Origin of the sequence: Bradyrhizobium sp. AZCC 1588 (assembly GCF_036924735.1) — a bacterium.
Classification (GTDB): domain Bacteria; phylum Pseudomonadota; class Alphaproteobacteria; order Rhizobiales; family Xanthobacteraceae; genus Bradyrhizobium.
This window is the reverse complement of sequence record NZ_JAZHSC010000001.1, coordinates 6,446,412-6,459,761: the sequence shown is the minus strand read 5'-3', so window position 1 is coordinate 6,459,761 and position 13,350 is coordinate 6,446,412. Positions and strand designations below refer to the sequence as shown.

Annotated in this window: 7 protein-coding genes and 1 pseudogene; 1 reads left to right on the top strand and 7 read right to left on the bottom strand. The window is 64.8% G+C overall.

What is annotated here, in order from left to right; genetic code table 11:
* Positions 1 to 106: 106 nt before the first annotated feature.
* Positions 107 to 2,512, bottom strand: coding sequence for a caspase family protein (locus tag V1277_RS30070; protein ID WP_334419375.1), 2,406 nt, complete (start codon positions 2,510 to 2,512; stop codon positions 107 to 109).
* A gap of 264 nt (positions 2,513 to 2,776) precedes the next feature.
* Here V1277_RS30070 and V1277_RS30065 point away from each other — a divergent pair, with 264 nt between their 5' ends.
* Positions 2,777 to 3,244 (top strand): aminoacyl-tRNA deacylase, encoded by a 468-nt coding sequence (locus tag V1277_RS30065; RefSeq protein ID WP_334419374.1) that lies wholly within the window; start codon positions 2,777 to 2,779, stop codon positions 3,242 to 3,244.
* 176 nt (positions 3,245 to 3,420) lie between these two features.
* Here V1277_RS30065 and V1277_RS30060 read toward each other — a convergent pair whose 3' ends face one another.
* From V1277_RS30060 to dnaE, 6 genes and pseudogenes are all read right to left on the bottom strand, one after another.
* A complete protein-coding gene (locus V1277_RS30060) occupies positions 3,421 to 3,840 on the bottom strand; it encodes a CBS domain-containing protein (RefSeq protein ID WP_334375116.1) in 420 nt (139 codons plus the stop codon).
* Between the two features lie 194 nt (positions 3,841 to 4,034).
* Positions 4,035 to 5,553 (bottom strand): annotated as a pseudogene (adh, locus tag V1277_RS30055) (aldehyde dehydrogenase).
* Positions 5,554 to 5,691: 138 nt separating this feature from the next.
* Positions 5,692 to 6,657, bottom strand: a complete 966-nt coding sequence (locus tag V1277_RS30050) for a helix-turn-helix domain-containing protein (RefSeq protein WP_442894538.1) — start codon at positions 6,655 to 6,657, stop codon at positions 5,692 to 5,694.
* A 299-nt stretch (positions 6,658 to 6,956) separates the two neighbouring features.
* Positions 6,957 to 7,919, bottom strand: coding sequence for an FHA domain-containing protein (locus V1277_RS30045; RefSeq protein WP_334419372.1), 963 nt, complete (start codon positions 7,917 to 7,919; stop codon positions 6,957 to 6,959).
* A complete protein-coding gene (locus V1277_RS30040; RefSeq protein WP_442894537.1) occupies positions 7,916 to 9,238 on the bottom strand; it encodes a S1C family serine protease in 1,323 nt (440 codons plus the stop codon). The genes V1277_RS30045 and V1277_RS30040 overlap by 4 nt, the downstream gene beginning before the upstream one ends.
* A 207-nt stretch (positions 9,239 to 9,445) precedes the next feature.
* Entirely contained in the window at positions 9,446 to 12,955 is a 3,510-nt protein-coding gene (gene dnaE, locus V1277_RS30035; RefSeq protein ID WP_334419371.1) for a DNA polymerase III subunit alpha, read from the bottom strand.
* Positions 12,956 to 13,350 lie beyond the last annotated feature (395 nt).

The following is a 13,350-nucleotide window of genomic DNA, read 5'->3' as shown; positions in this document are numbered from 1 at the left end:
GCCGGATTCCAGCCGGAAGCAAGGAAATACGGCCGGTTTTTCGGTCTTCCAGATCCGCGTTTTAGGGCCGCTCCGGCCAGACCCGGGGGATCTGGCCTGCTAACGATCAGCATCGGGCTCCCGGCGGGCACCCCCTGGCCGCGGCCGCCGGAGCCGGCGCCGCACGCGGTGCAGCCATCGGCGGCGGTGCGGCCATACGCGCGGGTGGCGGGGGTGGTGCGGCCATCCTTGGTGGAGGCGGTGGCGGTGCGGCCATCCGCGGCGGCGGCGGTGGGGGTGCGGCCATGCGCGGCGGCGGGGCCGGCGGCGCAGCCGTGCGCGGCGGCGGTGCTGCCGGCGGCGCAGCCATCCTGGGTGGAGGCGACGGTGCGGCCATCCTCGCCGGTGGAGGCGGCGCGGCCATCCTGGGCGGGGGCGATGCCGGAGCTACTCGCGCTGCCGGCGGCGGTGGCGGGGGCCTTGCCACATTCACTGCAGACGGTGGCGTGCCACGCCGCAGCTCAGGTTGCAGTTGAGGTTTTGGCGCAACCGCAGCAGCCGGCCTTGATGGCGCGGCGGCACTGGGCGGCGGCGCAACCGCGGGCTGCCGGCCTGCCCGAGCCGCCGGAGTCGTCGCGCCGATAGGCGGCCGCGCACCGACAGCGCCAGGTGCGGTGGGTGCCGCTGTTCCCAGGCGCGACGCACCCGGCGCTGGCCTTGCGTTGGGATTGACGGCGGCGCTTGGGGGCGTGGGTGGCGCGCCCCTGGCGCCCGGAACCGTCAGGGCGTTGGTCCTCGGCAGGGGTTGTGTCGACGGCAGCGCGGCTGGTGCGTTCGCCGGCACCGCGCCCGGCCGTCCGGTCTGCCCGGCGGCCGGTGCGCCGGGCAAACCGGTCCTCACGGCAGGATTGATCGCGGCACTTGGCGGCACCGGCGCTCTGCCCTGCTGGATCAAGGTGGCCCGTTGCGCCACGGCAGGCGGCAGCGTCGGCGTGGCACTTCCCTGCCCCGGCCTAACCATAGCCGCCGGGGAGCCGGGGCGTCCAGCAGCCCTGTCGCCAAGTCTCGCCGCAGGCAAAGTGGCCTGCGGAGGCCTGTTGATGACGTTGTTGATCACGGTCCGGTTGTGGATGTTGGCAAAGATGATGTTGTTCGGCGGCGGCGCGACATAGCGCGGCGGCCTCACATAGACCGGTATCGGCACAAAGATCGGCTGCGGCAGGATGAACAGCCCGATCGGCGGCGGTGGCGGCTCCAGCACCACGAAATCATCCGGCGGCGGCGGCAGGTAGTAGACCGGCGCCGGTGGCGGCGGGACAAAATCGAACTCGGGATCGTCGAAGGCCAGCACCGGACGATCGACATAGATGAACTCGTCCGGCGGCGGCGGCGGCACGTCGTAATCGATCACATCGAATGTCGGCGGCGGCTCGACCGGCGCAGTGAGAATGACCAGCCGGCGGCGCGCGTCGGCCGCATGAGGCCCGCGCGGGTAGCGTTGCAGATACGACCAATAGGCGTTCGGGGTGTCGGCGCGGTAGGTGCGGCGCCAGGTGATCGCTTCGCGCCGCGCCGCCGCGATCGCCCTCAGCCGCTTTGCCATGGGATCGTCGGGATAGGCGGCGAGAAAATCCTCATAGGCCGGCAGCGTGTCGCGCTCCAGCGCCGCGGCGTAAGCGTCCTGCGCGCCGAGATCACGGATCGGTTTGCTGCGGATGGCGGCGGCCTGATCCGGCGGCGCCGGGGCGGGCGCATCCGGTGAGCGCTCAAAGAACGTGAAGCTAGCGTCGACCTTCTGGCTGTCCCAGGGCACCTGGGCGCCCTTGCTGCCTTCGTTGACGCGAAGCCGCAGGCGATTGAAGACCTCCGGCAGCGGCAATCCACCGGTCCGGATCATCTCGGCCAGCGACTGGGCGTAGATGCCGTACGGTCCCTGCTCGGCAGGCGCTACCGTCCCGGGCGCCGCGTTGAACGCGATCAGCATATGCGGATCAGCCTCGACCAGAGCGAGACCGCTTGCGATCTGTCCCTCGATGAACGGCTGCTGCCGCGCCGCGTCCAGCACGACGATTCCGGCCTTCAACGGTAGCGAAACGAGTTGGCGGATGTAGTCGCCGGTCCGCAACGCCTCGGTCGGAACGTCGGTATCCCGGTTGATCGCCGAATCGACCGGCACGAAATAGTTCTCGCCGGCCAATTGCAGCCCGTAACCGGCCAGATAGACCATCGCGACCGTGTCCGGCCCCGAGCTTTCGGCCTTCTGTATGAAGTCGCGGAAACTCTTGCGCAGCGTGTCGCCATCGAGGTCGCGGGCGCCGATTACGTCGAATCCCGCCGCTTGCAAGGTTTGGGCGATCAGGCCGGCATCGTTGGCCGCGGTTGCCAGCGGCGATTTTGCATAGGCGGCATTGCCGACCACCAGCGCGATGCGCTTTTCCTGCTGTTGCGCAGCGGCGGAGCTCAAATGACCGGCCAGTCCGGACATCGCGACGAGACACACCGAGAGGATCGACAAACTTCTTGCTACCCGCATGGCATCCCACCCTGTCGCCGCCCGCGCTGTATGAGACGCGCGTTAAGCTGAACCTTTCTTGAATAAATGCGCTCTCAGCAAGGCATGCTGCAAGTCAAATCGAGCCCGGATTCCTGCTCCGCCCGGTTCCGGCACGGAGATTCGCATTGTCGCGGCCGCCCGGCGGGCGTATCCTTTCACCCTAATCGTGTTCGCCCGCATCGTGAGGCGACTGCGCGAGTTCCTCCCGGTGTGCGGAATGCCCATGCAATGGAGGAAATCGTCATGACCGTCGCCCCAACCCTGCAGAAATACCTGGATCAAAGCGTCACCTACGACGTGATCCCTCATACCCCCACGAAGTCATCGACGCGCACAGCAGAAGCCTGCCACGTGCCGGGCGATGCGCTGGCCAAGGCCGTCGTGCTGCGCCGTGACGGCGGCTACATGATGGCCGTTCTTCCGGCCTCCCATCACCTGCATCTGTCGACCCTGAAAAGTCAGCTCGGCCACAAGGTCGACCTGGCCAACGAAAAAGAGATCGCGGAGCTGTTTGTCGACTGCGACATTGGAGCGATCCCGCCGGTTGGCGAGTGCTATGGGCTCGACGTCATAGTCGACGACAGCATCGACCCGCGACGGGAAATCTACATGGAGGCCGGCGATCACGCGACGCTGATCCGCATGGACGGCGAGCAATTCGCGCGACTCAACGCCAAGGCCTGGCGCGGCCACTTCAGCACGCACGATTGAGGCCGCTCGATCCTGACGACTGCCCGCGTCGATTTCGACGCGGGCTCTACTCGTTAGAGCGTTTTCAAGCGAAGTGGACACCGGTTCGCGTCAAGAAAACGCGTCAAAACAAGAATCTAGAGCCCGGTTCTGATTCAATCAGAACCGAAAGGCTTTAGCGCGAGGGCTGCCGCGCGTCAGTGATGGGCGGCAACGCTCTTCACGCACCCGGCCAGCAAATCATTGGGCGCCGCACGGCTGACGTCGCCCAGGCTGATCATGCCGACCATTCGCTTGCTCTTATTGATCACCGGCAACCTGCGGACCTGCAGCGTCTCCATGTGATGGACGGCCTTGGCAAGGTCATCGTCCTCGCGGCAGCAATGGATGCCTTCGGTCATTACGTCGCGCGCCTGCGCACGGCTGGGGTCGAACTTGCCGTCCGCAAGCCCTTTGCAGACGATGTCGCGATCGGTGACCATCCCGACCAGGTGGTCGTCCTCTCCGATCGGAATGCAGCCGATGTCATGTTCTCGCATCAGCTTCGCGACTTCGGTGATAGGCGTATCGGGGTTGACCCAGTCGACGCCCTTGTGCATCGCGTCTTTGACTTTCATGGCGGACCTCCGTAACTGCGATTTCAGGTAATACTCCCGTGATGCAGCACAGTTCCCCCTCGACTCGATTATATGACGGTTTCGCGTAGGTCGGCATCGAAAAAGGCAATGACAACTTCTTGAATTCGCGAAACGCATCGTTGCGCGAGGTTGAAGTGCCCCCGCGCAACGCCGTCGCCCAACTCAGAAGGCTGTCAGAAGAAGCCGAGCTTCTTCGGGCTGTAGCTGACCAAGAGGTTCTTGGTCTGCTGATAGTGGTCCAGCATCATCTTGTGGGTCTCGCGGCCGACACCCGATTGCTTGTAACCGCCGAACGCGGCATGCGCCGGATAGGCGTGATAGCAATTGGTCCAGACGCGGCCCGCCTGGATGGCGCGGCCGAAGCGGTAGAGCCGGCTCGCATCGCGGCTCCAGATGCCGGCGCCGAGACCGTAGAGCGTGTCGTTGGCGATCGCGAGCGCTTCGTCGTCATCCTTGAAGGTCGTGACCGAAACGACCGGTCCGAAAATCTCCTCCTGGAAGATGCGCATCTTGTTGTTGCCCTTGAACACCGTCGGCTTGACGTAGAAGCCGCCGGCGAGGTCGCCCGGCAGTTCGTTGCGCGCCCCGCCGGTCAGCACCTGCGCGCCCTCCCCGCGGCCGATATCGATATAGGACAGGATCTTGTGCATCTGCTCGGATGACGCCTGCGCGCCGATCATCGTCGCCGGATCGAGCGGATCGCCCTGGACGATCGCCTCGACGCGTTTCAACGCCCTTTCCATGAAGCGGTCGAAGATCGACTCATGAATCAGCGCACGGCTCGGACAGGTGCAGACCTCGCCCCGGGTTGAACGCGAACATGACGAAGCCTTCGATCGCCTTGTCGAGGAAATCGTCATCCTCGGCGGCGACGTCCTTGAAGAAGATGTTGGGCGACTTGCCGCCGAGCTCGAGGGTAACCGGAATGAGGTTCTGGCTGGCATACTGCATGATCAGCCGGCCCGTCGAGGTCTCGCCGGTGAAGGCGATCTTGGAGATGCGCGGCGAGGACGCCAGCGGCTTGCCAGCCTCGAGGCCGAAGCCGTTGACGATGTTGAGAACGCCCGGCGGCAACAGGTCGCCGATCAACCCTGCCCATATCATGATCGCGGCCGGGGTCTGTTCGGCCGGCTTCAGCACGACGCAGTTTCCGGCAGCCAGCGCCGGCGCCAGCTTCCAGCACGCCATCAGCAGCGGGAAGTTCCAGGGAATGATCTGGCCGACGACGCCGAGCGGCTCGTGGAAATGATAGGCGACGGTATCGTGATCGATTTCGGAAAGGCTGCCTTCCTGGGCGCGGATGGCGCCGGCGAAGTAGCGGAAATGGTCGATGGCGAGCGGAATGTCGGCCGCGGTGGTCTCGCGGATCGGCTTGCCGTTGTCCCAGGTTTCGGCGAGCGCAAGCAGATCGAGGTTTTCCTCCATGCGGTCGGCGATGCGGTTCAGGATCAGGGCGCGTTCGGCGACGCTGGTGCGGCCCCAGGCTTCCTTGGCGGCGTGCGCCGCGTCGAGCGCGTCTTCGACGTCCTGCGCTTCGGAGCGCGCGACCTCGCAAAGCAGCCGGCCGTTGACCGGCGAGAAATTCTCGAAATAGCGGCCCGAGCGCGGCTCGGCCCATTTTCCATTGATGTAGTTCCCGTATCGCCTTTCGAACGGGGCCTTCGCAGTTCGTGAAAATTCGACCTTGTTCATGGCTGTTCCTCGCTATGGCGTCGCTGGATGCGGCGCTCGGGAAAAACCATGGCGAAGGCCGGTTTTGCTGTCTGCCCAGCGAAACCGGATCGCGTGGGCGTGTGTCGCAGAACTGCGACAGTCGAACGGGAGAATCCGTTAGTGAGCGCGATGGAGGTCGAGGCGCCGCAGCTTCCGGTGCAGGGTCGCGCGGCTGATGCCGAGCGCCTCGGCGGCGGCCGAAACGTTACCGCCGCTGCGCGCCAGTGCCCGTTGCACGGCCACCCGCTCGGCCTGGTCGAGATCGCGCGCCGGACTGGACGCGCCGCCGAGCAGGTCCGCCGCCGGCAACGGCTTCTTCAGAAAATCACGCGTCACACCGAGCGCCAGCCGCGCCGAACGCGTTGCACCGATGACGAGGTCGTCGGCATCGACCGCGATCAGCCCGCCGCCGCCGCGATTGATGTCGGGCGCAAACAGGAAGCGGGCGTTCGGAAACGCCAGCCGGAAATTCTCCATCTCGATCCGGCGCGCGGCATCGCCGACCGCCACCGCAATGAGATTGACGAACCCTTCCGTGAGGTCGGCGCGGCAGGAAGACACGTCGAGCGCTGCGGCCAGCCTGCCCTCGTGGTCGTAGATCGGCGCCGACGTGCAGCTCAAAAGCGTGTTGCGCGCGTAGAAGTGCTGGTCGCGATGGACAGTGAGCGCGCGCTGCTCGGCCAGACACGTTCCGATGCCGTTGGTGCCCTCGCACTCTTCGCTCCAGACCGTCCCGGTCCACAAACCCCACGCCCTGAACGTCTCGTCGTCGGACGCGGCGCCGCGCCGGTCGACAGGCACGCCGTTGCGATCAGCCAGCAGAACGCAACAGCCAACGCCGCCAACGGCCAGAAACAGCCGGTCGAGATTGGATTGCGCGGCGCGAACCAGCGGCTCGATCTGCTGGCGCGCCAATTCGAATTCGGACTGGCTCAACCGGCGCGGCAGATTGCATTCGGCGGGGTCGAGGCGATGAAAATTGGACGACCGGCGCCAGGAAGCAACCACAGCCGACGTAGCGGCCGAGCCATGCGCGACCGTCGCCTGCACCTGATCGGCATGGTGTTTGGTGGTCTGCGCCACGTTCAATCCTCCCGCAGGGCAAAGTATTCTGCACGAAGCGGCGGGCGAATTGATCTGGATCAACCGCGTGCGATCTTGACGTCCCCGCTCTCAAGCCGCCAACGGCCGGTCATGCCTGACGCATGCTGGCACAGATTGGCAGCACCTCCCGATAGACTTTAGTCGGCTTGATAAACGGCGGCGCGATGGCCGCGGACCGGACGCTGACTGCCCGGGACGCCTACAGCGTCTGCACATCAACCACGCCCACAACCGCCTTGATCGCACCCGCGATCTGACGCCGCGCCGGCCGCCGGCGGCTACTGAACCGCCTCGTTTGGCCTGGCATGCACGCGATCGCTGTCGAGCCTTGCTTTGAGATTGGCTATCTCGCCAAAGAATACGCTTTGCTCGGTGAGCTGGACCGCACGGAACGCCGGCGGCATGAGCTGGTGCGTGGTGTACTGCCGCCCGTAATCGGAAAAAGCCTCGGACCGCTGCAAGGTCTGGAACGCAATCGCGGTAACGAGCAGTGCGACCACGATGGCACCCTTCAGCTTCAGTCGGGTTCGGCCCACCTCGCGCAAATGCAGGAAGCACATGGCGGCCAGGATCGACCACGTCGCAACGTATTGGTACGTGCTAGCTCCGGGCCAGGTCCACGCAAACGCGAAAATCCGGGCAAACTCGTGGTAAAGCGAGAACGCAAGGCCGCCTGCCAGCGTGATGAGCAGATTGCGCAAGAGGTGCGAGCTGCCGGAAAATACTCGCGACAGCAGCGCCCATATGCCAGCCCATACGAGAACCGTGGCGACGATCCACAGCAGCGGCGTGAGATAGCTCGAAGCCCGCAGCTCGGCCGTCTGACCGAGCCAGATCTGAAGCACGCTCAATGCCAACAGCGAAGCGCCGAGCGTCGCGGCCGCCGCGATCGGCAAGGTCCGCGACTCCAGCGGGGCGACGCGTTCGCGTTCGACCTCATGGTGGATCTCGCGAATGCGCAGATAAGTTTGGCCGATACGAATTGGATGTTTGCCGTCAACGACGATGCGCGCGACCCGGCTACGGCCGCCGTCGAGAAACGTACCGTTGGTGCTACCCAAATCCTCGGCAATGAGTTGCCCGGCCTCGTCGCGAAAGACACGCAGATGCTGTGCGGCGACATAGGGATCGTCGATGATGACGTCGTTGTCATAGCCGCGGCCGATGCGCGCCTCCGGAGCAGCGATCCGGAAACGCGCGGCAATATCGCGATGACGCGACAGTACTTCTACCCAGATCATTTGCTCGATTGCACCGATTGAAGGAAGCGCTTGCCGAGCGCCACAGCGTCGTCATAGCCCACCGCCTGAAGGCTCAATCGCGAGACCAATGCCTCGCTGCCCTGGTCCTGGGTCACGGCGATCAGGGCTACGTCGTAGAGTCCTTCGAATTCACGATAGGCCTGCGCGCACCAGATAACCCTGAGCGGTGGACGGTCCGACGCCGCGGCACCGACAAAATCCTCGTGGCAGCGCTGCGGCGTATACCACTTGCGGAATGGGCCGCCGCCGACAAGCCGCGGCTGGCTCATCTGAGTCAGGAGGGTTGCAAGCTGGAACTGGTTGAGCTCGGTGGCTTTGACATAGGAATGATCAATCTGGATCGCTCCCGTGTTCAGGTCGGGAGCGACATACAGGCCGGTATCGGCCTTGCAGTTGATCGAATTGATGCTGGCGCGCGGCCTGGGCGTGGCGCCCGCATTGGTGTTCGCCCAGCAATTGAACCAGGGCACCACCGTCTCGGGAGCCAGATACGGCCCGAGCGCGGTCGAACGAAACCCCTTCTCGGCAAACGATCTGTAGAGCGCCGACTGCCAGGCGGCGAGTTGTCGGCCGACCTCGGCCCGCAGATCCGGCGGGGTTTTCTGCTCGCGCACCCGCTGTAGCAGCGCCGCCGCATAGCGCGCCGGTACCAGAAAGCTGAGAAGCTGGCCGCCCCTGCGGGTGGCGACGTTGACGCCGACGACCTGTCCCTCGGCGGAAACGGTCGGGCCGCCGCTCATGCCCGGGTTGAGCGCGCCACTGAAGTGCACACGATCATTGTAGGTGCGGTCTACCAAGCCGTTATAGGTGCCTTCGATGATCGTGAATCCGAGATCGAGCGGGTTGCCCATGGAATACAGGCGCTCGCCCTTGGAAGGCGAGCCTTCCATTGCGGCGCCGTCGAAGGTGAAAAATGGAGCGTCACGCTTGGCCAGACGAACGATCGCGAGGTCGTTTGGCAGGTCGACGCCCACCACGCTCAGCTCTCCGCGGCTGCCGTCGGCCGCCGTATATTCGAGCCGATAGGTTTTCGGCTCGAGTACAGCCTGCGAAACCACGTGGTAGTTGGTGATCGCCAGCCCGTCGGCGGACACAAGGAAGCCGGAGCCGATCGACGCCTGCTGTCCCGCATTGGCGACCAGCGTCCGAATCTGCAGCAGTCGCGGTGGCGCCGCGGCGTAGATGCCCTCCGCGATCGAAGATGCGCCCTGCGCCGTCCACGCCGTGCCGCCATCAAGGGCCAGGAACAGCAGCAACCACGTTAGCGCGCGCGCAACCCTGGCAACAGAAACAGCCACGAAGTCCCCCTGGCCATGCCCACACGGCGATGATGCTCTCGCCGTTTAGCCAAAACACCGCGTGGTTGCAATCGTATCTCCACGCGCCCGACAAACGACGGCGCATATTGCGTTAATGGGAGCTGAAGGGTGCAATCCCTTTGATGAATGCCAATCGCGCCTGCTGCGAGTTCGGGGCAGCCGCTGCAGCAGGTCCTTGCCACGACCCTACAGCGTCTGCACATCCACCACGCCGGCAACCGCCTTGATCGCTCCGGCGATCTGCGGCGAGACCTTGAAGCGGCCCGGCAGCTTCATCTCCACCTCGGTCTGCAGATCGAGCATGATGACGAGCGAGACGTCGCCATCGGCGCCGCCCGATGGCGCGGGCGCAGGCTTCGCCGGCAGGCCCTTGGCCGAACCGTTTTGCGCCGATGCTTCCGGCATGTTGAGCCGTCGCGCAATCGAATCCAGCGGTTTGGTGTCGCGAACGAAGATCCGCAGGCCCTTTTGGGTTTTGGCTGCGGCGTCATCCAGCGGCTCGGCATGCAGCACCCGTGCGCGCACGTCTTCGCCCTGCAACTCGGCGCCGAGTTGCAGCAATACGGCCGCCCCCGGCTCCAGCACGTCGCGGTATTGCGCCAGGCCCTCGGAAAACAGCACCGCCTCGAAATGTCCGGTCGGGTCTGACAGGCCCATGATGCCCATCTTGTTGCCGGTCTTGGTGCGGCGCTCCATGCGCGACACCACGGTCGCCGCAACCCTGCCCGCGGTCGCACCGGTCTTCACGGCACGCGAGAATTCCGCCCAGGACTGCACCCGCAGCCGCTTCAACACGGTGGCGTAATCGTCGAGCGGATGGCCGGACAGGAAGAAGCCGACGGCATCATATTCGCGGCGGAGTTTTTCGGCCGGCAACCAGGGCTCGATCTGCGGCAGCATGATGGTCGGCGCGTCGGCAGCATTGCCGAACATGTCATTCTGACCGATCGTTGCGGCTTCGTGGCTGCGCTGACAGGCGGCGAGAATCGCGTCCGCCCCGGCAAAGACACGGGCGCGGTTCGACTCCAGCGTATCGAATGCGCCGGCCGCGGCCAGGCTTTCGATGATGCGTTTGTTGATCGCGCGCGGATTGACGCGGGCGGCGAAGTCCGCAAGCGAGGTGAAGGCGCCCTTCTTGCGCTCCTCCACGATCTGCTCGACCGCCTGCAAACCGACACCCTTCAGCGCCGCCAGCGCATAGTAGATGGTTTTCTCGCCGACCTCGAAGGTGGCGCCCGAACGGTTGATGTTCGGCGCTTCGACCTTGATGCCGAGCCGCTGGGCCTCGGCGCGAAATTCCGAAAGCTTGTCGGTGTTGTTGAGTTCGAGCGTCATCGACGCCGCCAAGAACTCCACCGGGTAATGCGCCTTCATGTAGGCGGTGTGGTAGGACACCAGCGCGTAAGCCGCGGCGTGGCTCTTGTTGAAGCCGTAGTCGGCGAACTTGGCGAGCAGTTCGAAGATCGTGTCCGCCTGCCCCTTCGGCACACCGTTCTTGACGGCACCGGCGACGAAGATCGCGCGCTGCTTCTCCATCTCGGCGCGGATCTTCTTGCCCATCGCGCGGCGCAGCAGGTCGGCGTCGCCGAGCGAATAGCCGGCCATCACCTGCGCGATCTGCATCACCTGTTCCTGATAGATGATGACGCCGAACGTCTCTTTCAGGATCGGCTCCAGAATCGGATGCAGATATTCCGGCTCCTCGTCGCCGTGCTTGCGCGCGCAATAGGTCGGGATGTTGGCCATCGGACCCGGGCGATAGAGCGCCACGAGCGCGATGATGTCCTCGAAGCGGTCGGGGCGCATGTCGATCAGCGCGCGCCGCATGCCCTGGCTTTCCACCTGGAACACGCCGACCACATCGCCCCGCGCCAGCATCTGGTAACTCGGCGCATCGTCGATCGGCAGCGTCGGCAGATCGACATGGATGTTGCGCTGTTTGAGCAGTTTCACCGCGACGTCGAGCACGGTCAGCGTCTTCAGGCCGAGGAAGTCGAACTTCACGAGCCCGGCCGGCTCGACCCATTTCATGTTGAACTGGGTTACCGGCATGTCGGATTTGGGATCGCGATAGAGCGGCACCAGTTCGCTTAAAGGTCGGTCGCCGATCACGATGCCGGCGGCGTGCGTCGAGGCGTGGCGCGTCAGTCCTTCGAGGCGCTGGGCGATGTCAAAGGCGCGCGCGACCACCGGGTCCTCGTCGCGGAACGCCTGCAGCTTGGGTTCACCCTCGATCGCCTGCGCCAGCGTCACCGGCGCGGCGGGATTTTGCGGCACCAGTTTTGTCAGCTTGTCGACCTGGCCGTAAGGCATCTGCAGTACACGGCCGACGTCGCGCAGCACGCCCCTCGCCTGCAGCGTTCCAAAGGTGATGATCTGCGCCACCTGATCGCGGCCATAGCGCTGCTGCACGTAATCGATCACCTCGCCGCGGCGGTCCTGGCAGAAGTCGATGTCGAAGTCCGGCATCGAGACGCGTTCGGGATTGAGGAAGCGCTCGAACAGTAGTCCAAAGCGAATCGGATCGAGGTCGGTGATGGTGAGCGCGTAGGCGACCAGCGAGCCGGCGCCGGAGCCGCGGCCCGGACCGACCGGAATATCGTGGGCCTTGGCCCATTTGATGAAGTCCGAGACGATCAGAAAGTAGCCCGCATAGTTCATGCGGTTGATGACGTCGATCTCGAAGGCGAGCCGCTTCTGGTATTCCTCTTCCGTCGCGCCGGGCGACAGGCCATGAACCTGCAGGCGGCGCGCGAGCCCCGCCTCGGCCTGACGCTTCAGCTCGGCGGCTTCTTCAGTTGCCGCGTCGGAGCCCGAATCGGCACCAACGGTGAAGCGCGGCAGGATAGGTTTTCTCGTCTTTGGCCGGAACGAGCAGCGCTCGGCGATCTCGATCGTGGAAGCCAACGCTTCCGGAATGTCGGCAAACAGCACCGCCATTTCGGCGCGGGTCTTGAAGCGGTGATCAGGGGTGAGCTGCTCGCGGTCGGTCTCGGCGATCAGCTTGCCGCCGGCGATGCACAACAACGCATCATGGGCTTCATAGTCGTCGTTCGACGCGAAATATGGCTCGTTGGTCGCGACCAGCGGCAGGCCCTTGGCGTAAGCGAGATCGATCAGGCCGGCCTCGACGCGGCGCTCCTTGTCGATGCCGTGGCGCTGCAATTCGACATAGAGGCGATCGCCGAACAGGTTCGCCAGCCGGTCGATACGCGCGGCTGCAAGCGCTGTGTGATCGGCGTTGAGCGCCAGCGAAATCGGACCGTCGGGGCCGCCGGTCAGCGCGATCAAATCCTCGGCATCGCCCTCCAGCCATTCGAGCTTGATGTGCGGGGATTGATGGACCGGCGTTTCCAAGAACGCCCGCGAGTTCAGCCGCATCAGGCTGCGGTAACCGCGCTCGCGCGCCGCCAGCAGGACGATTCGCGACGGCGTGGCGGCAAGCGAATTGCGCGCGTTGGGATCCTGGTCGCCAAAATCGACGGCGAGTTCGCAACCGACAATCGGTTGGATGCCGTAGCCGGCCATCTTGTCGGAGAATTCCAGCGCTCCGAACATGTTGTCGGTGTCGGTCAGCGCCAGCGCCGGCTGGCGGTCGGCTTTCGCCAGTTCGCCGAGTTTGGCGATCTTGATGGAGCCCTTCAGCAGCGAATAGGCCGAATGAACGTGGAGATGAACGAATCCGGCACTGGACATGCGCTAAAGGGGCTCTTGCATCGTGATGGGGAGCGATCGCCGGCAGCTCAGGGTGCACCGACTCGCTGCCGCAATGGTGATGCCTCGGCCGGACGGAGTCCACGCGGAACGCGCGCTGAGCGACCGCCATCCGGCTTTTCCCCAGCTCGCCCGCAAGCCGAATCGGGCCGGCTCTCCGCCCCACCTCAAAGCTGCGGAATCACCTGCGCCCACACCGCGATCATCCCGACAAACAGCGTAATCGACGCCAGCGCCGCCGCCTCTTCCACGAACATCCGCAACATGATCCGACTCCCTACGGTTCGAGAACATATGAGGAACATTGTTCCTTTTTTGTTCTAGGAGTCAAGGCCCGGTAGTGGGTCAGTTTGAAGAATGACCCCGATGGTTAACCC

Excerpts from the sequence above, each read along its gene's own strand:
- dnaE (WP_334419371.1), bottom strand. The coding sequence starts at position 12,955 with ATGTCCAGTGCCGGATTCGTTCATCTCCACGTTCATTCGGCCTATTCG.
- V1277_RS30060 (WP_334375116.1), bottom strand. The coding sequence starts at position 3,840 with ATGAAAGTCAAAGACGCGATGCACAAGGGCGTCGACTGGGTCAACCCC.
- V1277_RS30065 (WP_334419374.1), top strand. The coding sequence starts at position 2,777 with ATGACCGTCGCCCCAACCCTGCAGAAATACCTGGATCAAAGCGTCACC.
- V1277_RS30045 (WP_334419372.1), bottom strand. The coding sequence starts at position 7,919 with ATGATCTGGGTAGAAGTACTGTCGCGTCATCGCGATATTGCCGCGCGT.
- V1277_RS30070 (WP_334419375.1), bottom strand. The coding sequence starts at position 2,512 with ATGCGGGTAGCAAGAAGTTTGTCGATCCTCTCGGTGTGTCTCGTCGCG.